At 69.7% G+C, this 26523-nt stretch carries 25 protein-coding genes and 3 tRNA genes; 4 read left to right on the forward strand and 24 right to left on the reverse strand.

Annotated elements, in window-relative coordinates; translation table 11 throughout:
* Positions 1-388 precede the first annotated feature (388 nt).
* Positions 389-1495, forward strand: a complete 1107-nt coding sequence (locus tag MKK49_RS08930; RefSeq protein ID WP_244027809.1) for a hypothetical protein — start codon at positions 389-391, stop codon at positions 1493-1495.
* Here the strand turns inward: MKK49_RS08930 and MKK49_RS08935 are convergent.
* The 5 genes from MKK49_RS08935 to eno form a co-directional block, all read right to left on the reverse strand.
* Entirely contained in the window at positions 1453-3273 is a 1821-nt protein-coding gene (locus MKK49_RS08935; protein WP_244027812.1) for an HAD-IIIC family phosphatase, read from the reverse strand. The two genes, MKK49_RS08930 and MKK49_RS08935, sit on opposite strands and share 43 nt — an antisense overlap.
* A gap of 47 nt (positions 3274-3320) precedes the next feature.
* The gene (locus tag MKK49_RS08940; protein WP_244027813.1) at positions 3321-3572 is read right to left on the reverse strand and encodes an acyl carrier protein; all 252 of its coding nucleotides are present in this window, start codon (positions 3570-3572) and stop codon (positions 3321-3323) included.
* 122 nt (positions 3573-3694) lie between these two features.
* A complete protein-coding gene (locus MKK49_RS08945; RefSeq protein WP_244027814.1) occupies positions 3695-4351 on the reverse strand; it encodes a DUF1345 domain-containing protein in 657 nt (218 codons plus the stop codon).
* 3 nt (positions 4352-4354) lie between these two features.
* A complete protein-coding gene (locus tag MKK49_RS08950; protein WP_244027815.1) occupies positions 4355-4765 on the reverse strand; it encodes a thiol-disulfide oxidoreductase DCC family protein in 411 nt (136 codons plus the stop codon).
* 77 nt (positions 4766-4842) lie between these two features.
* Complete coding sequence (eno, locus tag MKK49_RS08955; protein WP_244027816.1) at positions 4843-6132, reverse strand: phosphopyruvate hydratase; 1290 nt, start codon at positions 6130-6132, stop codon at positions 4843-4845.
* Between the two features lie 280 nt (positions 6133-6412).
* Here eno and queF point away from each other — a divergent pair, with 280 nt between their 5' ends.
* Entirely contained in the window at positions 6413-6877 is a 465-nt protein-coding gene (gene queF / locus MKK49_RS08960) for a preQ(1) synthase (RefSeq protein WP_244027817.1), read from the forward strand.
* A 22-nt stretch (positions 6878-6899) separates the two neighbouring features.
* Here queF and MKK49_RS08965 read toward each other — a convergent pair whose 3' ends face one another.
* From MKK49_RS08965 to MKK49_RS09025, 13 genes are all read right to left on the reverse strand, one after another.
* Positions 6900-8840: a Hint domain-containing protein gene (locus tag MKK49_RS08965; protein WP_244027818.1), complete on the reverse strand. Its 1941-nt coding sequence runs from the start codon at positions 8838-8840 to the stop codon at positions 6900-6902.
* A 293-nt stretch (positions 8841-9133) separates the two neighbouring features.
* Positions 9134-9457 (reverse strand): hypothetical protein, encoded by a 324-nt coding sequence (locus tag MKK49_RS08970; RefSeq protein WP_056095187.1) that lies wholly within the window; start codon positions 9455-9457, stop codon positions 9134-9136.
* Positions 9458-9558: 101 nt separating this feature from the next.
* Positions 9559-10431 carry a 3-deoxy-8-phosphooctulonate synthase gene (gene kdsA / locus MKK49_RS08975; protein ID WP_244027820.1) on the reverse strand — a complete coding sequence of 291 codons (873 nt, stop codon included), beginning with the start codon at positions 10429-10431 and terminating at the stop codon, positions 9559-9561.
* A gap of 9 nt (positions 10432-10440) precedes the next feature.
* Positions 10441-10956, reverse strand: a complete 516-nt coding sequence (locus MKK49_RS08980) for a hypothetical protein (RefSeq protein WP_409565043.1) — start codon at positions 10954-10956, stop codon at positions 10441-10443.
* A 60-nt stretch (positions 10957-11016) separates the two neighbouring features.
* Complete coding sequence (locus MKK49_RS08985; protein WP_244027822.1) at positions 11017-11466, reverse strand: hypothetical protein; 450 nt, start codon at positions 11464-11466, stop codon at positions 11017-11019.
* 65 nt (positions 11467-11531) lie between these two features.
* Complete coding sequence (locus MKK49_RS08990) at positions 11532-12827, reverse strand: aminotransferase class I/II-fold pyridoxal phosphate-dependent enzyme (RefSeq protein WP_244027823.1); 1296 nt, start codon at positions 12825-12827, stop codon at positions 11532-11534.
* A gap of 207 nt (positions 12828-13034) precedes the next feature.
* A complete protein-coding gene (locus tag MKK49_RS08995) occupies positions 13035-14573 on the reverse strand; it encodes a Do family serine endopeptidase (protein WP_244027824.1) in 1539 nt (512 codons plus the stop codon).
* A 90-nt stretch (positions 14574-14663) separates the two neighbouring features.
* Entirely contained in the window at positions 14664-15380 is a 717-nt protein-coding gene (locus MKK49_RS09000; protein WP_409565044.1) for a DUF2459 domain-containing protein, read from the reverse strand.
* Entirely contained in the window at positions 15377-18118 is a 2742-nt protein-coding gene (locus tag MKK49_RS09005) for a valine--tRNA ligase (RefSeq protein WP_244027825.1), read from the reverse strand. Before MKK49_RS09005 ends, MKK49_RS09000 begins: the two co-directional genes overlap by 4 nt.
* Positions 18119-18220: 102 nt before the next feature.
* On the reverse strand, positions 18221-18847 hold the full coding sequence (locus tag MKK49_RS24630; RefSeq protein ID WP_313899153.1) for a DUF2497 domain-containing protein: 627 nt from the start codon (positions 18845-18847) through the stop codon (positions 18221-18223).
* Between the two features lie 357 nt (positions 18848-19204).
* On the reverse strand, positions 19205-20599 hold the full coding sequence (locus tag MKK49_RS09015) for a TolC family outer membrane protein (protein ID WP_244027826.1): 1395 nt from the start codon (positions 20597-20599) through the stop codon (positions 19205-19207).
* 194 nt (positions 20600-20793) lie between these two features.
* Positions 20794-21453: a protein-L-isoaspartate O-methyltransferase family protein gene (locus MKK49_RS09020; protein ID WP_244027827.1), complete on the reverse strand. Its 660-nt coding sequence runs from the start codon at positions 21451-21453 to the stop codon at positions 20794-20796.
* Between the two features lie 220 nt (positions 21454-21673).
* Positions 21674-21747 (reverse strand) — tRNA-Cys (locus MKK49_RS09025).
* Between the two features lie 273 nt (positions 21748-22020).
* Here MKK49_RS09025 and MKK49_RS09030 point away from each other — a divergent pair.
* Positions 22021-22096: transfer RNA gene (locus MKK49_RS09030), tRNA-Asn, on the forward strand.
* Between the two features lie 163 nt (positions 22097-22259).
* Positions 22260-22335: transfer RNA gene (locus MKK49_RS09035), tRNA-Asn, on the forward strand.
* A 231-nt stretch (positions 22336-22566) separates the two neighbouring features.
* Here MKK49_RS09035 and MKK49_RS09040 read toward each other — a convergent pair.
* The 6 genes from MKK49_RS09040 to MKK49_RS09065 all read right to left on the reverse strand — a co-directional run bounded on the left by MKK49_RS09040 (position 22567) and on the right by MKK49_RS09065 (position 26478).
* Positions 22567-22770, reverse strand: a complete 204-nt coding sequence (locus tag MKK49_RS09040; protein ID WP_056095218.1) for a hypothetical protein — start codon at positions 22768-22770, stop codon at positions 22567-22569.
* 167 nt (positions 22771-22937) lie between these two features.
* A complete protein-coding gene (locus MKK49_RS09045) occupies positions 22938-23207 on the reverse strand; it encodes a hypothetical protein (RefSeq protein WP_244027828.1) in 270 nt (89 codons plus the stop codon).
* A gap of 72 nt (positions 23208-23279) precedes the next feature.
* On the reverse strand, positions 23280-24404 hold the full coding sequence (locus tag MKK49_RS09050; protein WP_244027830.1) for a branched-chain amino acid ABC transporter substrate-binding protein: 1125 nt from the start codon (positions 24402-24404) through the stop codon (positions 23280-23282).
* A gap of 72 nt (positions 24405-24476) precedes the next feature.
* Positions 24477-24836, reverse strand: a complete 360-nt coding sequence (locus tag MKK49_RS09055) for a DUF6867 family protein (protein ID WP_244027832.1) — start codon at positions 24834-24836, stop codon at positions 24477-24479.
* 2 nt (positions 24837-24838) lie between these two features.
* A complete protein-coding gene (locus MKK49_RS09060) occupies positions 24839-25621 on the reverse strand; it encodes an ABC transporter ATP-binding protein (protein ID WP_244027834.1) in 783 nt (260 codons plus the stop codon).
* The gene (locus tag MKK49_RS09065) at positions 25618-26478 is read right to left on the reverse strand and encodes an ABC transporter ATP-binding protein (RefSeq protein WP_244027860.1); all 861 of its coding nucleotides are present in this window, start codon (positions 26476-26478) and stop codon (positions 25618-25620) included. Before MKK49_RS09065 ends, MKK49_RS09060 begins: the two co-directional genes overlap by 4 nt.
* Positions 26479-26523 lie beyond the last annotated feature (45 nt).

Here is a 26523-nt window from a genome sequence, read left to right on the forward strand (position 1 = left end):
CAGCCAAAGCCGGATCATCCATCCGATAAATCGTCTCCAAGATGTACCGGCACCGCCGCCAGACCCTCAAGTCCCGCTGGCCGCCGCCGATGACCGGGGTATACGGACCCCCCATCGCCCCGTCAACACCCCAGATGACAGGGAAGCAAAATTTTTGCGGCGGGCCCGGCGAAAGCCGCCCTTGCGCCTCCTGGGCCGCGCAAGGGGCATTTCCGGCAGGACGGTCCGGGTCGTAGCCCCTCCCCTCGTCCGATCTTGCCGTCGTCTGATCCGGCCCCGTGTCTGAGCTTGGCTTTCCCTGGGCGCCTTGAGGTTGAGGAAGCCCGCGGAGTATGCGTCGTGGCATGACGCACCGAGAGACCGCACAAACCCGAAGCGATCGGAACCCATGAGGTTCGCCCTTCCCTGGCGCCGTGCTGCCCCTCCCCCCGCGGCGCCCATCGAGGCTCTGGCGACGACGTTCGAGAGCCTTGGCAACAATTGCGAATTCGGGCTGGTGCAACGCTATTGCGGCGCAGAGCCCCTCGGCCTGTTCCGCTTCTCGTCCGTGGATCACGACGCGCTGATCCACGCCCTCGACACGGATTTTCGGCATTACGGGGCGCCCGACGACATCGAGATCCTGGTGGCTGTGACGGGCCGGCTCTACGTCCGCAGCCGCCGCTACGGATTTGCCTACAACACCTCCGATTTCGTCGAGACCACCGCGCCGGAGTCGATCCACCGGCGCGAGGTCGGCAAAGTCGCTTATCTCAAGCGCCGCCTCCTGGAGGATCTCGCCGACGGCGAGAAGATCCTGGTGCGCAAGGGCGATTCCGGCGCGCAGGCCGATGCCCTCGCCCGTGCCGTCCGGCGTCACGGGTCCGGCACGCTCCTCAACGTGCGCGCGGCGGAGGCGGGGGAGTCGGCCGGGCGTGTCGATGAGCGGGACGGATGGCTGGCCGGACGCGTGCGCCGCTTCGCTCCCTACGAGACCGCCTACGAGATCGACCTCGAATCCTGGGTCGATCTCGCACGGGATGCCGATCGTTTCGTTCGCAAGCGTGGCGTATCCACCCCCGCGCCGACGCTGCCGAACCGCCTGGCCCGTTCGTCGGGCCGGGCCGTCACGCATGTCCTGGGAACGCCCACGGACGGCGTCTGCGTGTTCGGCGTGCGCCAGCGTACGGACCATCTCGATCCGAACGCGGTCCACGTGTTCTCCGCCTGGGTGTGGATTCCCGCCGACTTCCGTGGAAACCGCGTCGGCGCGGCCATCGGGCACTTCCGCCTGGGTTGGCGCGACGCCGATCTCGGGATGCGGGAATGCTGGCAGCGGGTCTGGGTCGCGGCGCGGATTCCCGACGGTTTCCGCGATCTGATGATGGGACTCGTCGTCGTCGGGCCGGTGGGCGAGCGCCTGTGGTCGGCCGGGCGGCGGCTCGAGGCGGCCCCCCTCCCCGGCCCGGCGCCTCAGCCCTGGGCGATGACGATGGGGCTCGGCCCCGGCCTGTAATCGGCGAGCGCGAGGCGGAAGGTCTCGCTGCCGTCGGCGTCCGTGGCAAGGGGCGTGAATCCGAGGCCGGCATAGTGGCCGCGGACCATGGCGTTCTTCGGAGTCGGCCGGTAGCGGCCGACGAGGTGGCGGCCGCCCGCCTCCCGCACGACCCCCGCCAGGACCGCGAGAACCGCCGCTTCGACCCCGCGACCGAGGACCCGGCAACTCATCAGCCAGGTCTCGATGGCATAGGTGGCCGCCTCGGTTTCCCGCGCCACCACCACGCCGATCATGCCGTTGTCGCCGAGGCGATCGACGAGGCGGACCTGCAGGGCGATGGCGTGCGGGTCGGTGATCAGGGCGCGAGCCTCGTCCTCCGTGATGCGCCGGGTGGTGAGGTTGAACTGATTGGTCTTGTTGATCAATTGCACGATGCGCGGCAGGCCGACCGCGTCGAACCGGCGCCATATCAGGCGCATGTCGAGGCCGGCGAGGTAGGCCGCGAGATCGCCGGCGTCCGACACGGCCGCCGCCCGCGCGGCATTGGCAGCATAGTGGGCGCCGCGGGCCCGGTCCTCGTCGGTGACGTGCAGGGCCTCGAAGTAGCCGGCCTCGGCGAGGCGGCCGGCGTAGAGGGCGGGGTCCTCGGGGAGTTCGGGCACCGCCACCATGGGCAGTTCGGCCCTGACCCACTCGCGCTCGAACGGGTTGTCGTCCACGAAGACGAGGGCGTCGAGGCCGATGTTCAAGGTCTCGGCGACCCGGCGCAGGTTCGTCGCCTTGTCGTCCCAGTTCGCCAGGAAACAGGCGATGTCGTCCCGGCGCAGGAGCATCTCGGGATGGTTGTCGAACACGTCGAGGGCGTTGGCCGCATCGTTCTTCGAGACCACCGCGAGGATGATCCCGCGTGACGCTAGATCACGGGCGTAGGCCTGGAGGCCGAGATAGGCCTCGCCCTCGGCGCTGCCCTGGCCGAGGACGAGGCCGGCGGTGCCGTCATCCCCCACCACCCCGCCCCACAGGGTGTTGTCGAGGTCGAGCACGAGGCATTTCTTCGACAGGCCCTGCCCTGCCGCCAGGAGCCGCGCGACGAGGTCGCCGTAGAGGGGGGCGGCCGAAGGCGCCACCGCCTGCTTGGCGCGCAGCCACCAGACCGGATCGTGCCAGGCGGCGAGGCCGTGGGTGGCGACGGCGTCGTCGATGGCTAGGATGTCGACACCCTCTTCGTCCGCCGCCGCGCGAAGGCCTGCGTTGATGAGGGGCACGGCGTGGCGGCGCGAGCCGGACAGACGATGCTCGTTGGAGCCCATGAGGGGCAGCGCCACCGGCATGAGGGTCTGCTGGATCACGCGGCAGCGGACGTTGTCCCGCGCGCTCCGCCACGCCTGCCGCAGGCGTGTGAGGGCCTGCGCGCGTGCCGCTTCCGCGTCCTGGACGCCGGGGCCGAGGACGCTCGTGACGTGCGGGGTGTCGTGGGCGAACAGCACCACGTCGGGCCGGAACGCGCGCAGGCCGGAGGCCGGATCGGCGAGATCCTGCGCGTAGGCGCCGAAGGGAGACTCGTAGGTCTCGATCCACAGGCCGCGCCGCAGGCCGCCGATGCGGATGGCCGGCAGGAGGTGCGAGACCGTGGAGGAGGACAGGACGGCCAGACGCACGGGCCGCATCGCGAGATCGGACGGCGGCCCGCCGGGGAAGGCTTTGCGCAGCGCCCGGTCGAGGACGTTCGTGCGCGACGGATCGAGGCGGGTGTTCGCCAGGGCTTCGAGGCCGCCCCAGGACGGAGCGCGGGCCATCGCGTCCGCCCAGTCCTTCGGCTCGGGCAACCAGGCGAGGGGGAGGGTCAGGGCCGGCCCGCCGTTTTCGCGGCGATGACGGCGATGAAATCGGCCACCCGGGCCATGCCGTCCACCTCGCGGGTGGTGAAGCGGATGCCGAATTCGGACTCGGCCGCGACGATGAGCTCGATCATCCGGCCCGAATCCCAGCCCTCGACGTCGTTCGCCGTGGTCTCGGGATGGATGATCAGGTCGGGGTCGCCGAACACGTCGCGAAACAGAAGGGTGAGCCGCGCCTGGACTGCGTCGGTGTGCATGAGCCGTCCTCTCCCGCCCGAGGCCAGGGGCCTAGGCCGGATCGTCCATATCAAGCCGCCTCCCGGTCGGCCACCCCGCGGTGCAGGGGGCATCGTCCGAGCAGCGCGGCGTCGACGGGGGCTCAATGCTGAGCGACGCCCGCCGCCATGTTGATGGCGAGCGCCAGGACGCTGGTGTTGAACAGGTAGGCGTAGACGGTCTGCACCGTCGCGACGCGGCGCATGCGCTTGCTGGTGATGTCCGTGTCGGAGGTCTGTGACGTCGCGCCGAGGGTCACGGAGAAGTAGAGAAAGTCCCAGAAATCCGGGTTCGCGTCGCCATTGAAGTCGAGACCGCCGCGCGGGCCGCCCTCCTCCGTCGAGCCGTAATACAGGTGGGCGTAGTGCACGGTGAAGACCACCTGCACGAACGTCCAGGCGCACAGCATCGTGGCGGCGGCGAGCCCGAGATGGGCAAGGCGGGCGGTCTCGTCCTCGTGCTGGCCGAGCACCAGCATCGCCACGGCGCCGAAGCTCGCCGCCGCCGCCAGGATCGCGAAGAGGGAGACGGCAAGGGCGCTGTCGTCGAGGCGCGAGGCCTCCCGGCGCAGGGTCGCTTCGTCCTGCCGCGTCGCCTGCCACACGATGAGGCCCGTATAGACCACGACGCCGAGGCACCAACCGACGAGGAGCCGGACGGTTAGGCTGCCGAGGGGAGCCATGGCGGCGACCACGGCCACGAGGAGGAGGGAGCCGAGGAGGCGGGGGCGCAGCCACAGGGGCCGCAGCGGATTGCGCATGGTTCAGCGCGGCCCCGGTCCGCAGGCCCCGTCGCAGGGCGTCCGGCTCCCGAGGCGGCGGGCGATCCAGGGGCGCAGGGGCAGGAACAGACGGTAGGCGCCCTCGGCCAGCCACGGGACCCCCGGAACGTGCCGAATCCAGGCAAGGCGGTGCCATCCGGGCAGGTGCGACCACAGGGTGAGGAAGCCGGCGGCCCCCGAGGCGAGGCGTCCTTCGCGGTCGCGGACGTGGAAGCGCGCCCGGGCGGCGTCGCGGGTGAGGCCGCCGAGATCCGCCGGGCCGGGCCGGCTCACATCCACCCAGGCGAGGGCGTCGGCACCCCGGCTTCGGCGATAGGTTCGGATCTCGGCGGCGCAGAGGGGGCAGGCGCCGTCGTAGTAGACGGTGAGCGGGGCGGCGGGCGTCGTGTCCATCGCGATGAGATAGGGCGGCGCCCACGAAAAACGGCCGCGACAGATGTCGCGGCCGTCCGATCTTCGATGGGCGAGGCTCAGAGGCCCGAGCGGATCTTCAGGGCGTCGCGGCCGGCGTAGCGCGCCTGCGAGCCGAGGCCTTCCTCGATGCGGATGAGCTGGTTGTACTTCGCCAACCGGTCGGAGCGGGCCAGCGACCCGGTCTTGATCTGTCCGCAATTCGTCGCGACGGCGAGATCCGCGATGGTCGAATCCTCGGTCTCGCCGGAGCGGTGGGACATCACCGCCGTGTAGCCCGCGCGCTGGGCCATATCGACGGCGGCCAGGGTCTCGGTGAGCGAGCCGATCTGGTTCACCTTCACCAGGATCGAGTTCGCCGTGCCTTCCTTGATGCCGCGCGACAGGCGGGTGACGTTGGTAACGAACAGGTCGTCGCCGACGAGCTGGCAGCGGTCGCCGACCCGGTCGGTCAGGAGCTTCCAGCCGGCCCAGTCGTCCTCGGACATGCCGTCCTCGATGGAGAGGATCGGGTAGCTGTCCACGAGCTTGGCGAGGTAGCTCACCTGGGCCTCGATGTCCCGGGTCTGGCCCTCGCCCTCGTAACGGTAGGCGCCGTCCTTGAAGAACTCGGTGGCGGCGCAATCCAGCGCCAGCACCATGTCGGTGCCGGGCTTGAAGCCGGCGGCCTGGATCGACTGCATGACGAAGTCGAGGGCGGCCTCGGCCGAGGGGAGGTTGGGGGCGAAACCGCCCTCGTCGCCGACGTTGGTGTTGTGGCCGGCCTTCTTGAGGGCGCCCTTGAGGGTATGGAACACCTCGGCGCCCATGCGCACGGCCTCGGCGAGCGAGGACGCGCCCACCGGCATGATCATGAATTCCTGGAAATCGATGGGATTGTCGGCATGCGCGCCGCCGTTGATGATGTTCATCATCGGCACCGGCAGCACTCGCCCCTGCGTGCCGCCGATGTAGCGGTAGAGCGGCAGGCCGGCGGTCTCGGCCGCCGCCTTGGCGACGGCGAGCGAGACGCCCAGGATCGCGTTGGCGCCCAGCCGCGCCTTGTTCGGGGTGCCGTCGAGCTCGATCATCGCCTCGTCGATGGCGATCTGGTCCTCGGCGTCCATGCCGCCGATGGCGTCGAGGATGTCGGACTGCACGGCGTTGACCGCCTTGCGCACGCCCTTGCCGCCGAACCGGCCCTTGTCGCCGTCGCGCAGCTCCACCGCCTCGTGGGCGCCGGTGGAGGCGCCCGAGGGCACGGCGGCGCGGCCGAAGGAGCCGTCCTCGAGGAGGACGTCGACCTCGATGGTCGGGTTGCCCCGGCTGTCGAGGATCTCGCGGGCGGCGATGTTGGTGATCGCGGTCATGCAGGAGCCTTTGCGTCGTTGCGATCCGTGAGCGAGCCCGACGTGGGGCTCGTTCCCCTCCCCTGCGTCAACGGAAGCACGGGGTCGAGATCGCGATTCTGTCGAGGCTTATCCGCCAACGTCACGCGTCGGGCAAGCGCCCCGCCTGCGCGGAGGGTGGCAAGGGGATCAAGAATGTTCGTCCCCCTATCAAGAAACTCTTGTCGCCTGCGTGTCGGCCCACCCGGCAGCGACGAAGCGGCGGATGCGCGCCGTTGCGGGGCGCGCTATAGCGAGGAACATGACGCACGCGCCCCTGAACCCCGAAACACTCCAGCTGGGGCAGGCCACCCCCCTGCCCGGTTCCCCCGAGGAAGCCCGTCTCGACCGGGTGCCGAACCCGCATTCGGGCACGGACTACCTCGCCCGTTTCACGGTGCCGGAATTCACCTCGCTCTGCCCCGTCACCGGTCAGCCGGATTTCGCCATTCTGGTCATCGACTACGTGCCGGACCAGTGGCTCGTGGAATCGAAGTCGCTCAAGCTCTACCTCACGGCCTTCCGCAACCACGGCGCCTTCCACGAGGATTGTACGGTGGGCATCGGCCTGACGCTCACCGAACTCCTCGCGCCGCGCTACCTGCGCATCGGCGGCTACTGGTACCCGCGTGGCGGCATTCCCATCGACGTGTTCTGGCAGACCGGCGAGCCGCTGAAGTCGGTCTGGCTGCCCGAGCAGGGCGTGCCGCCCTACAGGGCGCGCTGAGCTCCGGTCCCGGAGCGCCGCCTTAGATCCAGTCCGCCGCGAGGGGGCCGTGGCCGGGCCAGCCGGCCTGGAGGCTGAGGCTTTGGGCAAAGCCGGCGTCGATCCGGCGTCGCTCGGCCTCCACCGGCGGCCCCGCCAGAGCCACCGGCCGGCAGCGGCCGGGCGGTGCGCCCGCCACGCCGTCCGGATCGACGAGCGCGTCGTCGCGCGTCCCAGCCTCCGCGCCGGGATCGAACCAGGCCCGGTTGCCGCACGCGAAGTACGATTCCGCCGGCAGGCCCTCGGCGAGCAGGAGATCGTGCGCGTCGAGCTCCACGTGCCAGTAGGTCACGGCGGGCACCGGCTCGCGCCGGATGGTTGTGCCGTTGATCAGGCACATCACCGGCACCAGGACGCCGCCGGTATGGTCGGCCTCCGCGCCGACCAGCACGGGGTGGCCGGGCGACAGGCGCAGGTCTCGCCGCGGCAGGGGGCGGCCGCAGGCGTCCGTGCCGAAGGCGCCGGCCAGGATGCGGACCGGCCATTGGCTGGCGGGCGCGGGGTGGGCTTCGGGCACGATCCGGCGCGTGCCGATCCACACGATCGACCGGTGTTCCCCCGTGGCGGTCAGCGCCCGGTCACCGACCCGCAGGTCCTCGACGGGCAGGGCCATGACGGTGCCCAGGCGAACCACGTCGATGCGCGTGCCGGTGGTGAAGCAGACCGGGTTGGCGAACTCGACCGACTGGATGTTCGTCAAGGTGTCGACGGCGCCGGTGGTCTTGTCGGTGACGATCGTCGTGGCGTTCGCCTTGACCACAGTGAAGTTGGAGGCGGCGCCCGCGACGACGAAGGTGTTCGTGCCCGCTCCGCCGTTGACGACGTTGCTGCCGGCGTTGCCAAAGATGACGTCGTTGCCCGCGCCGGTGACGACCGTGTCGATCCGCGTGCCGTAGGAGATGCAGATGTTGTTGAGCATCCGGCTGTCGGCGCTGGCGGTGCTGAAGGTGCCGGGATTCAGGTTGATGGTGCAGTTCGTGTTGAAACCCGAGACGTCGAGGGTGTTGCCGGTTCCACGGTTGTAGAGGGTCACGAAGGGCACGGAGTTCTTCGTGAAATCGAAGTACCCGGCCGAGGCGCCGGTGATGTTGCTGTTGAAGCCGTAGGTCTGGCCGCCGGCGAAGGTGCGGCTGGTGGATTCGCCGTAGATCCGCTGTATGGCCAGGATGTCGAGCGCCATCGGCGTCTGGGCCACTCCGCCCTTCCAGTCGGTCGTGACGGGGTATTGCGACGCAAAGGGTCGAGTCCGATCGTCCGCGCCGACGTAGGACATCAGGGTCCAGGGCACCTGGTCGTAGGGGCCGTGCTGCGTGATGAATTCGACGCCGTTGTAATTGCCGGCGTGACCGAGCCCGAGGACGTGACCGGTCTCGTGCGCCACGGTCGACATGGTCCAGGAACTGGACAGGTCGTAGTTGTTGAACGATTCGTTCCGGGCGTTGATCGAGATGTTGGCTTGGCCTCCCGCAGCGTTGGGAGAGTTCTGCGCCGGGATTTCCCTCACGCCCTCGCCGGTCGGCCGGGATCCGTTGTTCGGGATGAACGTGATGCCTCCAGATGTGTCGCCTGCGACGTCGAACCGGATATTCGCTGTCCCGATCTCGGACACGTTCTTGAACTGAATGTCGGCGATGTCCGACCAGAGTGACAGGGCGGAGGTATAGGCCGCTTGCTGCTGAGGCGGGAGGTTGGCGGAGAACGCGTAGGTCACGGTTCCGCCCGGTGTTCCGGCCAGACTGGTCGGGGACAGTGGAGATCCGTTCCCGCCGTTGTTCCACTTGTTCAGCCACGCCCTGGTCGTGGTGACATGGGTAACCGAGTCGGTGAAGTATGTGTTCTTGGCGATGGCGCCGCTCTCATCGAGGCCCGTGAGGTAGATGAGTTCGTCCCGCTGCGCAGCGGAAAGGCTCGTCGGGTCCACCATGTCCAATCCCCCGTAGGCATCGCCGAGGATGCATCGACGCTATCGGGGAGTCTGTGGGACGAGGACGGGATTGTGGTAACGAGCCGCTTCGAGAAACGCGCCTGCGCGCCTTCGATGGGCCGGGCTGTGACCGAATCGTCACATCTGAACCCCGGCATGCGTCGGTTTCGGGCGCCGCAACGGCGGAGCGGAGCCGTTGCGACGCGGGCATCACTGGACGGGGGCCCAACTACGACAATGGGCGGCCGGCTCGCGCCGACCGCCCATTGTCATCGTCTGTCGTTCCGGAAGGATCAGTAGCCGTAACCGTAGGCCGGGGCGCCGTAGCCGTAGGCGGGGCGGTCGTAGCCGCCGCGATAGTACGAATCGCGGGCCGCGCCGGCGGCGATGGCACCCGCCGCGAGGCCGGCGATGCCGAGACCGACGGCGGCTCCGGTTCCGATCCCACGCCGTCCACCGCCGCGATAGGCATAGCCGCGATGACCGTAGCCGCCGCCATGGCCATAGCCGCCACGACCGTAGCCATGGCCGTGTCCGGGACGCGCTTCAGCAGCGGTCGCCGCCGCCATGGCGCCGAGGGAAAGGGTCATGGCCGTGATCATTGCGAGCTTGCGCATGGGAATCCTTCAAGTGTTAAGTCTCTTGAGGAGTGCAACACGAGCAGGTCGCGAAGGGTTCCTCAATCACTCGAACGAAGGCGATGTACAAGAAGCCGCTCTCAGCCGAGCGAGCGGATATCCGACGATTTCGCGAGGCGATCGAAAGCCTGCAATTGCGCCAGGAGAACGGGCATATCCTTCAGCGCAACCATGTTGGGACCGTCCGAAGGCGCGTGATCGGGATCGGGATGCGTCTCGATGAACAGGCCGGCGACGCCCACGGCCACGGCGGCGCGGGCGAGCACCGCCACGAATTCGCGCTGTCCGCCGGAGGTGGCGCCCTGCCCGCCCGGCTGCTGCACCGAGTGCGTGGCGTCGAACACCACCGGGGCGCCGTGGGTCACCCGCGCCATGATCGGCAGGCTGCGCATGTCGGACACCAGGGTGTTGTAGCCGAAGGAGGCGCCGCGCTCGGTGACCAGCACATTGGGATTGCCGGCGCCCGTCACCTTGGCGGCGACGTGGGCCATGTCCCAGGGAGCGAGGAACTGGCCCTTCTTGACGTTGACCACCCGGCCGGTGGCGGCTGCGGCCAGCAGCAGGTCGGTCTGGCGGCACAGGAAGGCCGGGATCTGGAGGACATCGATGACCTCAGCCGCGACGGCGCATTGCCCGGCCTCGTGCACGTCCGTGAGCACGGGCAGGCCGAACCGCTCTTTGATCTCGGCAAAGATCGGCAGGGCGCCCGCGAGGCCGAGGCCGCGCGCCGTGCCGCCCGAGGTGCGGTTGGCCTTGTCGAACGAGGCCTTGAACACGAGGCCGATGCCGAGCCTGTCCGTCATGCCCTTGAGGGCGTCGGCGATCTCCACGGCATGGTCGCGGCTCTCGAGCTGGCACGGGCCGGCGATGAGGGCGAAGGGCAGGTGGTTGGCGAAGGCCACGGCGCCGGCCCGGACGACGGGGCCGATGGTGTTGGGAGCGATCTCGGACATGACGCCGGTCTAGCCCGCCGGGCGGCGCACGAAAAGGCCGGCGCGGCGGCGCAGGGGCGTGGCCCCGCTCCCCGTCAGGATGCAGACCGTGATGTTGCCGGCGAGGCTGTCCGCGCGTGGCCCGGTCTCGCAGCGCAGGGCCGCCCTGCCGGCGATGCCCTGGCGGGGCGCGCCCGTCAGCAGCGAATCCTGATGCAGGGTCAGCGCCAGGACCTCGACGGCCGCGGCCTTCGCACCCGTGAGCGCTTCGGCGGCGCGCCCGATCAGGGCGAAGAACGGCCGGTCCGGTTCGCGCGCCAGGGACCCGAACACCATCCGGCGCGGTGCGCGACAGGCGAGGCTCATCCGCTCGGCGTCGGCCGCCCGGAACACGGCGCCCGATCCGGCCCGTCCGGCGAGCGATGCGCCCGTGGCGCGGATCATCCGGGCCGTGAGGGCGTCGCAGGCGTCGGCCGCGTAGGCCAGTCCTCCCACCGTGGTCATGACGAAGCCGGCCGCGAGGGCCGTGGACGCGCGTGATCTCATGGGTGATGTCTTAGAGGGAGCCGATCCGATCGCAAGGCGCGATGCACGGCGCGACGAACGTCACGGGTCCTGGCCGAGCGTCCCCGTCCGCTCCTCCGGGCAGGCCGCGTTGGGATGGGGGCGCAGGATGCGCGGCAGGCGCACCGGGTGCGCGCCTGTCTCGTCCTCGATCACGCCCGTGAGGGCATCGACGGCCAGTGTTCCGGTGAAGCGGAGGGGATGGCCGTCCGCGTTCGCCGCGAAGGCGAGTTCCCTGGTCGCGTCGTCGACGCGAATGGTCTCGGCTTGAATGGGCCCGGATAGAACGGCCGCCTCGTACACGAGGGTATCGCCCTGGGGCGAGCGGCGCAGGGTGACGCGCTGGCCGGCGGGCGCGTGGTCCGTCGTCAGGCACAGGTCGGCGTAGACGTAGGTGCCCGAGGCCCAGGACGACCGGGCCTGAACCGGGCCGGGAAGCACCGCCGACAGGGTGACGGCGAGGCCGAGGGTTCGTCGCGTGATCCTGTCCATCGTCGTCGCCTCCCGATCGCCGACGCACCATCGGGTGCGTCGGTTTCCGGTTTGCGTCGGGCCGGCTACGCGGCGTCGCGTTCGCGCACCCGGCGCTCCGCCTCGACGGATGCAAGAAGGATGCACACGGCGATGCCCTCGGCGGCGGCGGTGACGTCCTTCAGGCTCGGATAGGACGGCGCCAGGCGCAGGACGCTGTCGCGCGGGTCGCGGCCGTAGGGCGAGGTCGCCCCGGCCGGGGTCAGGGCGAGACCGGCTTCCTTGGCGAGGCGAACCACCTCGGTGGCGGTGCCGTCGCGGGCCTCCACGGTGATGAAGTAGCCGCCCTCCGGCTTCGTCCATCGGGCCGCACCGGTGCCGGCGAGGTGGCGCGTCAGGGCCTCCTCCACGGCGGTGAATTTCGGCGCCAGCAGGGCGGCGTGCGCGTCCATGTGAGCGGTGAGACCCGCCCCGTCGCGCAGGAAGCGGACGTGGCGAAGCTGGTTGAGCTTGTCCGGTCCGATGGTGCGCTTCGACGCGCGGGCGAGATACCAGCGCACGTTCTCGGGCGAGCTCGCGAAGAAGGCGAGACCGGCGCCCGCGAGCGTGATCTTCGAGGTCGAGGCGAAGACGAAGGCCCGGTCGGGGTTTCCGGCTTCGGCGCAGAGGGTGAGGATGTTCGCGACCGCGACCCGCTCGGGGGTGAGGTGGTGGACCGCGTAGGCGTTGTCCCAGAACAGGCGAAAGTCGGGGGCGGCGGCCTTCAGGGTGGCCAAGCGCCGGACGGTCGCGTCGGAATAGGTCTCGCCCGAGGGGTTGGAGTATTTCGGCACACACCACATGCCGCGCACGGCCGGGTCGGCCACGGCGGCCTCGACCGCGTCCATGTCGGGGCCGTCACCGGTCATCCGCACGGGGATCATGCGGATGCCGTAGGCCTCGCACAGGGCGAAATGTCGGTCGTAGCCCGGCACCGGACACAGGAAGGCGATGTCGCTCTCCTTTGACCAGGGCCTGACCGAGCCCGGCACGCCCGTGAGCAGCGCCCAGGCGATGCTGTCGTGCATCATGGCGAGGCTCGAATTGTCGCCGACCACGATCTGGTCGGCCGGCGCGTCGAGGAGGTGGGCGAACAGGGCACGGGCCTCGGCGATGCCCTGCTGGCCGCCGTAGTTGCGCGCGTCCTCGCCCACTTGCGTGACGTAGTCGCCGTTGCCCGCGAGCCCCAGCATGCCGGCGGCGAGGTCGAGCTGCTCGGGCGAGGGCTTGCCCCGGGTCATGTCGAGCTTGAGCCCCCGGGCCTTGAACGTCTCGTAGGCGTCGCGGGCGCGGGCATGAAGGTCCGCGAGATCGGCAGGATTCCGATCGGCGATGGTGGTCATGGTTCGGTTCCGGATGGTTGGGGTGCTGCAATCAAACGGGATGCACCATGGCCTCTCGCGGGGCGCACGTCACCCTGGCGGAGACGCGGACCCCACCGCCCTGCCCTGCGCCCCGGACAAAAGAAAGCCGGCCACGCGGGGCCGGCTTCGAGTCGCGGAGGGAGAAGTGCAGGAGGGACGGGCGGCCGTTCAGCCGCCCTGATCGGATCAGCCGGCCTTGTTCAGGGCGACGGCGACGAAACGGGTGGTGCCCTTGGCGCTCTTCACGCGCATGAGCACCGCCTTGCGGCCGCTCGATTCGGCCGAGCGGATGCGCTCGGCGACTTCCGAGGGGCGGGAGACGCTGCTGCCGGCGACATCGAGGATGATGTCGCCCTGCTCGATGCCCTTGGCGGCGGCCGGACCGTCGGGATCGACCTCCATCACGGCCACGCCCTCGTCGCCGGCACCGACCTCGGAGGCCGGGGCGAGGCTGAGGCCGAGGCGGGGCTGCCCATCGGAGGACGAACCGCTGCGCCCGCCCGTCGCCGATTTCGGGTCGTTGGGGAGTGCCCCGAGTTCCACCGTGGCGGTGTCGGACTTGCCGCCTCGGAGGTAGGCGAGCTCGACCTTGGCGCCGGGCTTGAGGCCGGCGATGCGGCGGGACAGCTCCTTGGCGTCGTTCACCGGCGTGCCGTTGACCGACTCGATGACGTCGCCGGACTTGAGACCCGCCTTGGCGGCGGGCGTCCCGGCCTCGGCATGGTCCACGAGGGCGCCCTTGGCCTTGTCGAGGCCGAGCCCATCGGCGATGTCCTTCGTCACCGGCTGGACCTGCACGCCGAGGTAGCCGCGCGCCACCTTGCCGTCGGCCCGGAGCTGGTCGACCACCGCCTGCACGGTCTCGGCGGGAATCGCGAAGGCCAAGCCCACGCTGCCGCCGGAGGGCGACGCGATGGCGGTGTTCACGCCCACCACCTCGCCGCCGACATTGAAGGTCGGGCCGCCGGAATTGCCCTTGTTGATGGGGGCGTCGATCTGCAGGAAGTCGTCGTAGGGGCCGGCGCCGATGTCGCGACCGCGGGCCGAGACGATGCCGGCGGTGACGGTGCCGCCGAGCCCGAACGGGTTGCCGATGGCCACGACCCAGTCCCCGACGCGGGGCGCCGACTTGCTGAGCGAGACGTACGGGAAGGGACCGCCCTCAGTGATCTTGAGCAGCGCCAGATCGGTCTTCGGGTCCTTGCCGATGACCTTGGCGTCGAGGGTACGGTTGTCGTCGAGCGTCACCTGCACACTCTTGGCCTTGTCGACCACGTGGTTGTTGGTCACCACGTAGCCGTCGGCCGAGATGATGAAGCCCGAGCCCATGGCGCCGCGCTGGCCCTGGCGCTTGGGACCCTGGCCGCCAAAGCCCGGGCCACCTTGCCCGCCGGGGCCTCCCTGGCCGAAGCGCTTGAAGAACTCGCGCAGCTGCGGCGGCACGTTCTGCTGGCCCTGGTTGCCCGGGCCGTCGTCGTCGTCCGCGGTCGCGCTGTCCTCGAGCTTCACCTTCACGGCGACGACGCCGGGCTTCACCTTGTCGACGACGGTGGCGAAGGAGCCCGGCGGGTGGTCGGGCGTCTCGATGGGGTTCTTCGACAGGGCCTGGGCGTAAGCCGGGGTCGAGGGCTGAGTGAAGCCGATGCCGGCGCCCGTCGCCACGAGGGCGGCCACGGCGACGGAGGCGAGGGCGTTGCGGCGCAGGCGGTTCGACTGGACGGGCATCGAGGGTCTCCGGATCGGGGGGCGCCGCCGAACGGCAGGCCGTGATCCAGGGTGTAGGGCCCGCCGGGTGACCCGCCCGTGGCGGCGAGGTTACGGTTTGGACAGGTTCGGCGCCTGGGTCAGGCCGGCGCGCCAGCGCAGATCGAGGAGGAACCCCTGGGGGTGGGTGTCGAGCATGAGGGTCACCGGCACGCCCGCCGCGTTGAGGAGCCGGGCCACCCAGTGGTTGCAGACATTGGCGTAGGAGAAGCGCCCCGCGCCCTCGTAGAACAGGCTGGGTCCGTAGAGGCCGGGACCGCCCGCGACGGGTTGTCCGTCGTCCAGGCGAAAGCTTGCGTCGAGGCGGGCGATGAGGCGCGCGAGGCCGGTGCTCGAGACTTGAACGGGCACGATGTCGGCGTGCGGAAAGCTGTTCCGTACGGTCCGCTCCAGGCCGACCACCTGGACCACACCGGCACGGCCGCCGGGGGTGAACAGAGCTTCGAGGGCGAGGCGGAGATCGAACTCGGCGAGCGTCGGCGTCGCCCGGTAGAACCGGGCCTCGCCCCAGCCGAATTCGAGGTCCGGGTAGGCCCGGAACCGCAGCGCGACGGCCCGGAGCGCCGCGCCCGCGCCCGCGCCCGTCAGGGCCTCGCGCGGGATCACGAGGCCGGAATGCCAGCCGTGGCTGACGAGGTGGATGGTCCGGGCGTCGTCGCCCGTGGCGGGATACAAAGCCGGGTCGCCGGGACTCGCCGTGAGGACCATGGCGAACAGGACGATCGCGATCAGGCCGGCAACTCCGAAAACCAGCCGGCGCACGATCACGGGGTCTGGTCGGAGAGCCGCGCCAGGGCCTCGGTGATCTTCTCCAGGCGGGCGGCCTGGGCGCTGCGGCGCTCGTGCTGCTCGTCCACGATCTCGTCGGGGGCGCGAGCCATGAAGTCGGCGTTGGCGAGCTTGGCGTCGATCTTCTCGATCTCGGCCGCGGCCTTGGCGGCTTCCTTGGTGAGGCGGGCGACCTCGGCCCCGAGATCGACGATGCCCTCCAGCGGCAGGGCGGCCACGGAGCCGCGCACGAGGAGCTGCACGGCGTTGCGCGGAGCCGCGTCCGCGAAGCTGATCTCGGAGAGGCGCGCGAGGCGCAGGAGGGTGTCGGTCCAGCGCGTGGCGCGCGCGCGCAGGGCGTCGTCGGCGCCGACCACCACGAGGGGGATCTGCGCGCCGGCCGGCACGCCGGTCTCGGAGCGGGCCGAGCGGATCTCGGAGACGAGGTCCACGAGCCAGCCGACCTCGGCCTCGGACTCGGCGTCATTCAGGGCCGCGAGATCGGGCCAGGGTGCCAGGGCGAGGAGGCCTCGATCGGGAGTGCCCGCACCCTTGATGGCCCAGAGCTCCTCCGTGAGGAACGGCATGAACGGGTGCAGGAGCTTGGCGATCTGGTCGATGAGGAAGGCGACGGTTCCTTGCGTCTCCTCTCTCACGGCCGCATCGACGTTTTCGCCCTGCAGAACGGGCTTGGCCAGCTCGACGTACCAATCGCAAAAAATGTTCCAGACGAAGCGGTAGGCGGCCGCCGCCGCGTCGTTGAAGCGGTAGGCGTCGAGCGCCGCCGTGACCTCGGCCACGGCGCGGGCCGCCTCGCCGAGGGCCCAGCGGTTCAGGGGATCGGTGGCGGCCTCGGGGCGGTAGTCGGCCCGCAGGGTGCAGCCGTTGATCTCGGCGAAGCGCGAGGCGTTCCAGAGCTTGGTCGCGAAGTTGCGGTAGCCCTCGACGCGGTTGACCGCGAGCTTGATGTCGCGCCCCTGCGCCGCCATGGCGGCCAGGGTGAAGCGCAGGGCATCGGCGCCGTACTGCTCGATGAGCCCGAGGGGATCGACGACGTTGCCCTTCGACTTCGACATCTTGGCCCCGGCGGCATCCCGCACCAGGGTGTGGAGATAGACGGTGGAGAACGGCACCCGGTCGGTGACGTGGAGGCCGAGCATCATCATCCGGGCGACCCAGAAGAAGATGATGTCCTTGCCGGTGACCAGGGTGTCGGTCGGGTAGTGGCGCGCGAGCTCGGGCGTGGCGTCCGGCCAACCCAGCGTCGAGAACGGCCACAGGGCGGAGGAGAACCACGTGTCGAGGACGTCCTCGTCCCGGCGCAGGGTGACCGGCCGGCCGTGCTTCGCGTCGGCTTGGGTCTGCGCCTCGGCTTCGCTCGGCGCGACGAAGAAGCCACCGTCCTCGTCGTACCAGACCGGGATCTGGTGGCCCCACCAGAGCTGGCGCGAGATGCACCACGGCTCGATGTTCTCCAGCCACTGGAAGAACGTCTTTTCGTAGGTCTCGGGCACGAACTTGGTCTGGCCGTCGCGCACGGCCTGGAGGGCGCGCTCGGCGAGCGGCTTGACTTTCACGTACCACTGGTCGGTGAGATAGGGCTCAATGACCACGTTCGAACGATCGCCGTGCGGCACGGCGTGGGTGTTGGGCTCCACGAGGCGAAGGCGCTCGCGGGCTTCCATGAGGGCGACGACCTGCTTTCGCGCCGCGAACCGGTCGAGGCCGTGCAGCGCCATCGCCTCCGGCTCCGGGTTCGCGCCGGCGAGGAAGGCGACGTTGTCCGCGATGCTGATCCGGGCCTCGGGGTCCAGAATGTTGATGGGCGTGCAGCCGGCGCGGCGGCCGACATCGAAATCGTTGAAGTCGTGGGCCGGGGTGATCTTGACGGCGCCCGTGCCCTTCTCCGGGTCGGAATAGGTGTCGGCCACGATGGGAATCAGGCGACCGACGAGGGGCAGCCGAACGTGCCGGCCGACGAGGTGGGTGTAGCGCTCGTCGTCCGGGTGGACCGCCACGGCGGTGTCGCCCAGCATGGTCTCGGGGCGTGTGGTCGCCACGGTGATGACCTCGCCGGTCTCGGCGCCGTCGGCATCGACGAGGGGGTAGTCGAAGTGCCAGAGATGGCCCTTCACCTCGACCTGCAGCACTTCGAGGTCCGAGATCGCCGTCTGGAACTTCGGGTCCCAGTTCACGAGGCGCTTGTCGCGGTAGATCTTATTGTCGTTGTAAAGGTCCACGAAGGTCTTCGTCACGGCCCGGACCATCTGGTCGTCGGGCGCGCCGTTCAGCCCCATGGTGAAGCGCTCGCGCGACCAGTCGCAGGAGGCGCCGAGGCGCTTCAGCTGATGGACGATGGCGCCGCCCGATTCCGCCTTCCAGGCCCAGACCTTCTCGACGAAGGCCGCGCGGCCGATCTCGCGGCGGCCGGGCTCCTTGGCTTCACTGAGCCGACGCTCCACCACCATCTGGGTGGCGATGCCGGCGTGGTCGGTGCCGGGCTGCCACAGCACGTCGCGGCCGCGCATGCGCTCGAACCGGGCCAGGATGTCCTGCAGGGTGTTGTTGAGGGCGTGGCCCATGTGAAGGCTGCCGGTGACGTTCGGCGGCGGGATCACGATGGTGAAGGGCCGGGCGTCCGCCCGATCGGGCCGGCCGGCCTTGAACGCGTCGCCCGCCTCCCAGGCGGCACTGACGCGCGCCTCGACGGCGGCGGGGTCGAAGGTCTTGTCCATCATGGGCGGGGTCGGGCCAGTTCGAGCGCTGCGGGTTGGCCCGCTTTCAACCCGTCAGGCCCGCCGCGTCAACACGAGGGGGGCGATTCCTCGACCCGCGCCATGTCAGCGCCCCCGCGCGACGCGCTCGATCTCGGCGCGCACGAGGCGCTCGACCATGGTCGGCAGGTTCTCGTCGAGCCAGCCCTTCAGCATCGGCCTGAGCATATCCTGTACGAGGTCTTCCAGGGTGCGGGGGCTGTTGGACAGAACCGTGTTGGCCAGCATGTTGAACGCCTGGCCGACGCTGGCATCGGTCACCGACGAGGTCAGGCGCTCGGCCGCCTCCGGCTCGCGATATGCCGGTGGCTCGCGATACTCTTGTCGCGGCGCTTCGTAGGCCGGTTGCGGCGCCGGACGCGGCGGCTCCGGTGCGGCCATCCGAACGGGCTCGGGCTCGGGCTCCGGCTCGTCGTCGAACGAGATGGCGTCGAAATCGAGCGTCTCGTTGGTGAAGCCGATATCGGGCTCCTCGAAGGCCACGGGTGGCGGCGGCTTGCGAACGGGCTGGGCCACTTCGGCGAGATCGAGGATGTCGTCGTTCTCAGGCGGGGGCGGTGCGGCGCGCACGGACTCCCCAACCTCGGCCTTGGCATTCTGGTCGTCGGCGATGATGCGGCGGATGGAGGCGAGGATTTCCTCCATGGAGGGTTCCTGGGCCTTGTCCGGCACCTTGGGGCTGGCTGCACTCATCCGGACGACGCTCGGCTCTCAAGGATAATAGTTCAGGGTCCCCCACAAAACTCCCGATCACCGATCGGTTCTCGCCCCGCGGGCTCCAGCGTGACGGGCGTTTTGTGAGGGACACTCACGATGTCGGCCAGTATTTCACGCTCCCGGGCGGACACAAGCGGCCGGCGGAACGGGGCGCGGGATAAGCGTCGCCATCGCGATTCCCCCTGGGCGTGTGGCCCGCGGGCGACCCCCCGGAACACCGGCGGCTCCCAGGGACGAACCATCGTGGGTGCGTCACGCCGTTGGCGGCGGGACACGATGCGTTAACCAAGGCGATCGAGGACGATGCGCCGGCCCCAAGCCAGGAAAGCCCGCTCAGCGTCCGTCGGGCGTCCGCACCCCGAACCACAGGTCCTTGACCTGATCGAAATGTTCCTTGGGGCTGTAGGTCGCCACCGGCAGCGCCGTGAAGCGCACGGTGAGGCGGCCGATGGTCTGGACCACGCCGTAGGAATTCACCACGCGGTCGCGTTGGGCCAGGATGAGGTTGACCCGCGAGTTCAGCAGTTCCTGCTGCGCGTTGAGGACGTCGAGGGTGGTGCGCTGGCCGACGCGGGCTTCCTCGCGCACGCCGTTGAGGGCCACCTCGTTGGCCTGGACCTGCGCCTGCGAGGCGATGACCTGGGCCTTCGAGGCTTCGAGCCGGCCCCACGCGGTGACGATGGCCGAGCGGATCTGATCGCGCACGTCCTCGACCTCGATCCGGCGCTGGCCCACGAGCTCCTTGGCCTGGCGGATCTGCGAGTAGGTCAGGCCGCCCTCGTAGAGCGGCACGGAGATGCGGCCGACGATCTGTGCGTTGAGGCTGCGGTCGCCGGGAAACTGACCGTCGAAGCGCTGCTGGACCGTGCCGGAGAGGCCCGCCGTCGGGGCAAGCTGACCCTCGAAGACCTTCACGCTGGCCTCGGCCACGTCGACCGCATGCATCGCGGCCAGGATCTGGGGATGCTCCTTCAGACCGATGGTCACCGCGGCATCGAGGTTGGCCGGGACGTAGCGGTCGAGGGGGCGGCCGGGGGCGAGCTGGCGCGGCTCGACGCCGATGAAGCGGCGGTAGGTGCCGATGCTGGCGCGCAGGGTCGCCTCGGCGCCGCTCACTTCCGAGCGGGCGCCGGCAAGGCGCGCCTCGGCCTGGGCGACGTCGGTGCGGGTGACCTCGCCGACGTTGAAGCGGTCGCGCGTCTGGCGCAGCTGTTCTTCCAGCACCTCGACGTTGTTGCGACGCAATTCGAGATTGGCCGTGTCGCTGAGCACGAACATGTAGGCCTGCGCCGCGCTGAACAGGGTGTTCATCTCGACGGCGCGCAGGGTCTCGCGCGTGCCGAGCACGTTCGACTCCGCCCGGCGGGTCTGGTTGTCCGTCTGAAAGCCGTTGAACAGCGTCTGGTTGACCGTAAGGGACGCTCCGCCCGGACGGGTCACGTTGTCGATGTTGAAACCCTGGACCCGGCCGTCGTTCCTGGCGATGCCGATATCGGCCGATCCGCTCACCGTCGGCCGGTAGCCGGACTTGGCCTGGGCCACGTTCTCGTCGACGCCGCGCAGGGCGGCGCGGTTGGAGTTCAGAGTCGGGTTCGCCGCGTAGGCGCGCGACAGGGCGCTCTCCAGCGTCTCGGCCTTGGCCGGATGCGCTGCAGCCAGCGCGAGGGCGACGATGCCGACGCACCGAAGCCCGTGGCGCGTCGCTGGTTTCCGTTCTCTCACGTTCATCAGCCCTTGCGGTTTCACGATGAACCGGTCAGCCGTCATCTTGCGGCTTCGCGCATTCGCGCCATCCGGGTTGCCCGCCCATCGGCAAGTCTAGCCGAACTTGGCGGAGCGGGCACCGGGTTGGGGGCTGGCCGGGTGTGGAATGGACGGCAGTGCCGCAAAAAAGCGACACCAGCCGGTCGGTCCTTGGCAGATCAGAAGGCGAAGTCGTTCGCCGCCGCGAAGGCGCCGAGCGCCGGAAGCGCCGCATCGAAGAGCGGGCGCGTGCCGAAGGCCTCGCCGGTTCGCACGAACAGCGTCGCCTTGGCGGCGCGGGGCGGGCCGAAGACGCAGACGAGGCGGCCGCCCTCCTTGAGCTGCTCGAGGAGCGCCTGCGGCCGGATCTCGACGCGGCCGTTGACGAGGATCGCGTCGTAGGGGGCGGATGCCGGGGCGCCGGCCTCCAGGGGGGCCTCCACCACCTCGATGCCGGTGAGGTCGCCCAGGCGCTCGCGGGCGCCGGCCGCCAGGGTGGCGGAGGATTCCGTGGCGACCACGTGGGCGCCGAGGTGGCGCAGGATGGCGGCCGCGTAGCCGTAGCCGGTGCCGACGTCGAGGACCTTGGCGCCGGCCTCGAGGTCCAGGGCCTGGATCATCCGGGCGAGCATCATCGGGGCCGGCATGGCCCGAACGTCGCCGCCGCCGCCGTCGAGGCTCAGGGTCTGGTCGATATAGGCGAAATCCTCACGGCCGGGCGGCACGAAGCGCTCGCGGGCCACATCCTCGAACGCGTCGAGGACGGTGACGCTGTTCACGTCGAAGGTCCGCAACTGACAATCGACCATGAGGCGTCGCGCCTGCGCGTAATCGAGCATGGATGCGGTCTCTTCCTTCGACGGCGGCCCCGCGCCCGGCGCGGCCCTCCCCGGGGAGGTGCTTGCCCAGGAAAGGTGCTTGCGGCGGCGCTTGATGCTCGCGGGTTGTCGGGGATAGGGGTCGAAAACGCAAGGTTCCCGGGGCCGCCCTGCGCGCACCGGTCCCCACTGGGAGAATAGCGGGGACAGGTTCACCGATGGAACGAAACGGGGAAGGATTTGGAGGCCTCGCCCGGAATCGAACCGGGGTGCAAGGATTTGCAGTCCTCTGCGTAACCACTCCGCCACGAGGCCTTCCCGCTCTGCCCCGACCTGCGAGGCGTCGACCCCGGCCGGGCGGTCCGTCCGGGGTGAGGGGTCTCTAGCAGAGGGTTGGGCCGATCGGCAACGGTGTTTTGCCGGCCAACGCGGGGTAAGTTGCGGGCGGGTGCCGGCGTGGTGAACTCGCCCTGTCTCGGCGCGCGTCCGCCGCCGCAGGGGCCGTTCGGTGAAATGCGACGGATTTGTCAAACGCCGGTCCCGGGGTCTTGCGTCCGGCATCGGCCCTGTGTAGAGACCCGGTCGCGGTCCCCGATAGCTCAGTTGGTAGAGCAAGCGACTGTTAATCGCTTTGTCGCAGGTTCGAGTCCTGCTCGGGGAGCCAATCTCTTCTTTCGATCCTGTACGGTGCTTGCGGACGCAAGTGCAGGGTCGCGGTCCATGGGACCTTCGTTTCGTCCCGGGTTCAGCGCAGGTCTTGCGCGACCCGGGCGGTCATGCCGCTCCCTTGCACGCCCCGTCGGGCGTGTGTAGAGACCCGGCGGTGATCCCCGATAGCTCAGCTGGTAGAGCAAGCGACTGTTAATCGCTTTGTCGCAGGTTCGAGTCCTGCTCGGGGAGCCAATCCTTCGTCCGTGCCAGAGCCGGGTGCCGTCGGGCGCCGCGTGAGCCGGATGTCTCGATCCCCCGCCAGGCTGCCGTCCGTTCGCGACCTCGCGCGGATACCTTCTCAATCTCGCTCATTCCCCGGGCGCGTCGTTCAGGGCGCGTCGTGGCCACGCCATGAAAAACGCCGCGAACCTTTGGGGCCGCGGCGTCGAGGAGGATTGATGGTGATCGTTCGGAAGCTTCGGCTTACCGGTCGCCGGCTCCGGAAAGCAGCTTCTCGATCTGCTCCATGCCGTTGCCGTAGGCCTTGGCCTCGGTGGGCAGGCTGCGGTCGGACCGCTGCACCAGCTTGCCGTTCTTGCGAATGGCCCACTGGTAGGGAGCCCCCTCGGCCTTCGGCGGCACGATCTCGAGGGTGTAGGGATGGGTGTTGATGGTTGTCTCGCTCATGGAGCCAGTATGCCACGGGCGAACGCCGCTCGCCAGACATGGGAGCGTTCAAGAAATCGATAAACCGACATTCTGGGCATTTTCCCGGGTCGAAACAGGCATTTTCGCGGGCGATCGCGTGGGTGACCGGTGCACGGCCGCCGTGGCCGGGGCAAAGCGGCGTCGTTTCAGCCCTTGATTCTCCCCGGAACATCGCCGGTGGCACCCGTTCCGGGCCGGACGCCGGACTCGGTGGGCGCCCCGTCCCGCGGGCTGGTGCGGTCGGCTTCCGCGGCGAGGGCCCGCGCCTGCCAGGAATCCCGCTCGGCCCTGGCTTCGATCAGGGCGGCTTCGGCCTTGTCGGCGCGGACCGTCTGCAGCTTGGCCAGGGCCTGCGCTCGTTCGCGCGCCCGGGTCTCGGCCGCCATCTGGACCTTGAGGTCCCTCGGCGTTCCCATCGCGTGTCCCGTCTCCGCCGTGTCCTGCCTCACGCCGTCACCGGCCCCGCGCGGGGCCGGTGACGGACGCGCTCACTGGGCGACTTCGTTGCCGGCGTAGTTGATGGCGCCGTCAGGCCCCTTCTTCCAGACGTACATGACGTAGTCCGGCCGGGTGATGTCGCCCTTCTTGTCGTAGGCGATGTCGCCGATCACCGTGTCGAAGGGCTTGCCCTGATGCAGGACGGCGGCGACCTTCTGGCCGTCGGAGGACTTGGCGGTCTCCATGGCCTGCTTCAGGATCTGCACGGCGGCGTAGGAATAGAGGGTGTAGCCCTCCGGGTCGAAGTTGATCGCCTTGAAGGCGTCCACCGTGGCCTTGGATTTCGGGTTCTTGCGGGCGTCGGGCGAGAACGTCATCAGGGTGCCGTCGGAGCCGGGGCCGGCCACCTGCGCGAACTCGCGGTCGGCGATGCCGTCGCCGCCCATGAGGGGCGCGGCGAGGCCCTGGTCGCGCATCTGGCGGATCAGCAGGCCGGCCTCCGTGTAGAGGCCGCCGAAATAGACCACGTCGATGCCCGCCTGCTTGAGCTTCGATACGAGGGAGGAGAAGTCCTTCTCGCCGGGGTTGATGCCCTCGAAGATCACGTTGGTGCCGCCCTTGGCCTTCAGCGCCTTCAGGGTCTCGTCGGCGAGCCCGCGGCCGTAGGGCGTCTTGTCGTGCACGAAGGCGATCTTCTTGCCCTTGAACTTGTCGGCGAGGTAGGCGCCCGCCACCGCGCCCTGCTGGTCGTCGCGGCCGCAGGTGCGGAACGTGTTCCAGTTGCCGCGTTCGGTGTACTTGATCGCCGTCGAGGCGGGGCTGATCTCGACGATGCCGGATTCCTGGAGGACGTCGGAGACCGGGATCGAGACGCCGGAATTGAAGGCGCCGACCACGGCCTTCACGCCCTCGGAAGCGAACTTGTTGGCGACCGAGACGCCCTGCTTCGGATCGGAGGCGTCGTCGCCCACCGTCATCACGAGCTTCTCGCCGTTCACGCCGCCGGCCTTGTTGATGTCGGCGATGGCCTGTTGCGCGCCGGTCTTGATCTGCGCGCCGAAGGCGGCGTTCGGCCCGGTGACGGGCACGACCACGCCGATCTTGATCTCCGCATGCGCTGCCGTCGCCGCGACCATCAGGCCGAGAGCGACGCCGACTGACAACACTGACTTCATGTTGGTTTCCCCTCTCGAAGCGTCGTGCCGCCCGGGAATCCCGTGACGGCAGGATCGCAGGACACGTGAATTCTAGGGCGCGGCCGGCCGGTCCCGCCAGCTCAGCGGACCGGTGCGTTCGTAGAGCCAGGCGTATTGCCGGGTCATCTGGCCGGCGCGGGTGAAGCGATAGGCGAAGGCGCCGACCGCCAGGACGACCACGGCATCGACGGCGTAGGCCGGCCCGGAGAGCAGCGTTCCCTCGAACAGGGCGTAATGCAGGAACCGCGTCACGCCCGCGATGAGCAGAAGGGCCAGCGCGCAGTGCCAGAACGGGCGCCAGCCCCGCGCCATGCCGCTCCCGGTCATCCAGGCGGCCGAGCCCCCCATGGCCACGGTGACGAGGAGGAAGATTCCGAGTGTGGCGCCGTTCAACGCGAAGGTCTCCGGCATGCTCAATGCTGTCCCCCTTCGAGGTAGGCGGCCTTCACCTGCGGATCGTCGAGGAGCGCCTGTCCGGTGCCGCTCATGGTGACGGCGCCCGTGACCATGACGTAGCCGCGATGCGCCAGCTTGAGGGCATGGTAGGCGTTCTGCTCGACGATGAATACGGTCAGTCCCTCGGTGCGGTTCAATTCGCGCACGGTGGAGAAGATCTGCTTGACCACCAGGGGCGCGAGGCCGAGCGAGGGCTCGTCGAGCATGAGCAGGCGCGGCCGGCTCATGAGGGCGCGGGCGATGGCGAGCATCTGCTGCTCGCCGCCCGACATGGTGCCGCCGCGCTGGTCGATGCGCTCACGCAGCCGCGGGAACAGGGTGCACATCCGCTCGAGATCCTCGGCGAAGTGTTTGCCCCCGTTGACGGCGGCCCCCATCTGCAGGTTCTCACGCACGGTCATCCGCGAGAAGATGCGCCGGCCCTCGGGGGACTGGGCGAGGTTGAGGCGGGCGATCTCGTGGGTCGGCAGCTTCGTGATGTCTTGCCCTGCGAAGGTGATGGTGCCCTCGCGCGCCTGGGGCTGGCCGAAGATCGTCATCATCAAGGTCGATTTGCCGGCGCCGTTGGCGCCGATGAGCGCGACGATCTCGCCCTCGTTCACGTCGATGTCGACGCCCTTGAGGGCGCGGATGCTGCCGTAATAGGCCGAGACCCCGCGCACGCTGAGGAGCGGCGCTTTCGCGGCCTCTGTCCGGGCGCGGGTCTCGTCCACGAGGACGTTGATGCCGGCGACGCTCATGCGGAAGTCCCCGTCAACCCGACTTCCGCTTCGACCGCTGCGACCTCCTCGTCGTCGACGCCGAGATAGGCGGCGATGACGCGCGTGTCGTTGCGGATCGCGTCGGGTGTGCCGTCAGCGATCTTGATGCCGTAATCGAGCACCACGATGCGGTCGGAGATCTGCATCACGACCGACATGTCGTGCTCGATGAGGAGCACCGAGGTGCCGAACTCGTCGCGGATGAGGCGCAGCAGGGTGTTGAGGTCGGCCGATTCGCGCGGGTTGAGGCCGGCGGCCGGCTCGTCGAGACAGAGCAGGACCGGCTCGGTGCACATGGCCCGGGCGATCTCCAGGCGGCGCTGGTCGCCGTAGGGCAGGTCGCCCGCCGGCTCGTCGGCCCGGTGGGTGAGGCCGATGCGCGCGATCCAGGCGGCGGCCTTCGCGATGGCCTCCTCTTGCGCCCTCCGGTAGCCCGGCAGGCCGAGGATGCCCGCGAGGCTGAAGGCCGAGGCCCGCATCAGGGGCTTGTGCATGGCGACCAGCAGGTTCTCCAGCACGGTCATCTGCGGGAACAGGCGGATGTTCTGGAAGGTGCGCGCGACCCGGGCCAGCCGGTTGACGTCGTGGCCGGGCAGGCGCTCCAGCAGGTAGGTCTCGCCGCCCTCTTGGCGCAGCCGGATCATCCCTTCGGTGGGTTTGTAGAAACCCGTGATGCAGTTGAAGACCGTGGTCTTGCCGGCGCCATTCGGGCCGATGAGGGCGGTGATGTCGCCGCGCCCGACCTTGAACGAGACGTCGCCGACGGCGGTGAGCCCGCCGAAGCGCATGGTGAGGTGATCGACGACCAGGATCGGGTCGGCCGGGCCGCCGGGCATGGCGGCGGGGGGCTCGTCCTGCAGGGTGGCGAGGCGGGCGAGGCC

The sequence above is a fragment of the Methylobacterium sp. J-090 genome (genome assembly GCF_022829345.1).
Classification (GTDB): Bacteria; Pseudomonadota; Alphaproteobacteria; order Rhizobiales; family Beijerinckiaceae; genus Methylobacterium.

Excerpts from the sequence above, each read along its gene's own strand:
- MKK49_RS09045 (WP_244027828.1), bottom strand. The coding sequence starts at position 23,207 with ATGGGAACGCCGAGGGACCTCAAGGTCCAGATGGCGGCCGAGACCCGG.
- MKK49_RS09005 (WP_244027825.1), bottom strand. The coding sequence starts at position 18,118 with ATGATGGACAAGACCTTCGACCCCGCCGCCGTCGAGGCGCGCGTCAGT.
- queF (WP_244027817.1), top strand. The coding sequence starts at position 6,413 with ATGACGCACGCGCCCCTGAACCCCGAAACACTCCAGCTGGGGCAGGCC.
- MKK49_RS08985 (WP_244027822.1), bottom strand. The coding sequence starts at position 11,466 with ATGGACAGGATCACGCGACGAACCCTCGGCCTCGCCGTCACCCTGTCG.
- MKK49_RS09020 (WP_244027827.1), bottom strand. The coding sequence starts at position 21,453 with ATGCTCGATTACGCGCAGGCGCGACGCCTCATGGTCGATTGTCAGTTG.
- MKK49_RS08995 (WP_244027824.1), bottom strand. The coding sequence starts at position 14,573 with ATGCCCGTCCAGTCGAACCGCCTGCGCCGCAACGCCCTCGCCTCCGTC.
- MKK49_RS08970 (WP_056095187.1), bottom strand. The coding sequence starts at position 9,457 with ATGCGCAAGCTCGCAATGATCACGGCCATGACCCTTTCCCTCGGCGCC.
- MKK49_RS08965 (WP_244027818.1), bottom strand. The coding sequence starts at position 8,840 with ATGGTGGACCCGACGAGCCTTTCCGCTGCGCAGCGGGACGAACTCATC.
- MKK49_RS09040 (WP_056095218.1), bottom strand. The coding sequence starts at position 22,770 with ATGAGCGAGACAACCATCAACACCCATCCCTACACCCTCGAGATCGTG.
- MKK49_RS09055 (WP_244027832.1), bottom strand. The coding sequence starts at position 24,836 with ATGCCGGAGACCTTCGCGTTGAACGGCGCCACACTCGGAATCTTCCTC.
- MKK49_RS09060 (WP_244027834.1), bottom strand. The coding sequence starts at position 25,621 with ATGAGCGTCGCCGGCATCAACGTCCTCGTGGACGAGACCCGCGCCCGG.
- MKK49_RS08950 (WP_244027815.1), bottom strand. The coding sequence starts at position 4,765 with ATGGACACGACGCCCGCCGCCCCGCTCACCGTCTACTACGACGGCGCC.
- MKK49_RS24630 (WP_313899153.1), bottom strand. The coding sequence starts at position 18,847 with ATGAGTGCAGCCAGCCCCAAGGTGCCGGACAAGGCCCAGGAACCCTCC.
- MKK49_RS09015 (WP_244027826.1), bottom strand. The coding sequence starts at position 20,599 with ATGAACGTGAGAGAACGGAAACCAGCGACGCGCCACGGGCTTCGGTGC.
- MKK49_RS09065 (WP_244027860.1), bottom strand. The coding sequence starts at position 26,478 with ATGCCCGGCGGCCCGGCCGACCCGATCCTGGTCGTCGATCACCTCACC.
- MKK49_RS08940 (WP_244027813.1), bottom strand. The coding sequence starts at position 3,572 with ATGCACACCGACGCAGTCCAGGCGCGGCTCACCCTTCTGTTTCGCGAC.
- eno (WP_244027816.1), bottom strand. The coding sequence starts at position 6,132 with ATGACCGCGATCACCAACATCGCCGCCCGCGAGATCCTCGACAGCCGG.
- kdsA (WP_244027820.1), bottom strand. The coding sequence starts at position 10,431 with ATGTCCGAGATCGCTCCCAACACCATCGGCCCCGTCGTCCGGGCCGGC.
- MKK49_RS08980 (WP_409565043.1), bottom strand. The coding sequence starts at position 10,956 with ATGAGATCACGCGCGTCCACGGCCCTCGCGGCCGGCTTCGTCATGACC.
- MKK49_RS08990 (WP_244027823.1), bottom strand. The coding sequence starts at position 12,827 with ATGACCACCATCGCCGATCGGAATCCTGCCGATCTCGCGGACCTTCAT.
- MKK49_RS09050 (WP_244027830.1), bottom strand. The coding sequence starts at position 24,404 with ATGAAGTCAGTGTTGTCAGTCGGCGTCGCTCTCGGCCTGATGGTCGCG.
- MKK49_RS08935 (WP_244027812.1), bottom strand. The coding sequence starts at position 3,273 with ATGGCCCGCGCTCCGTCCTGGGGCGGCCTCGAAGCCCTGGCGAACACC.
- MKK49_RS08930 (WP_244027809.1), top strand. The coding sequence starts at position 389 with ATGAGGTTCGCCCTTCCCTGGCGCCGTGCTGCCCCTCCCCCCGCGGCG.
- MKK49_RS08945 (WP_244027814.1), bottom strand. The coding sequence starts at position 4,351 with ATGCGCAATCCGCTGCGGCCCCTGTGGCTGCGCCCCCGCCTCCTCGGC.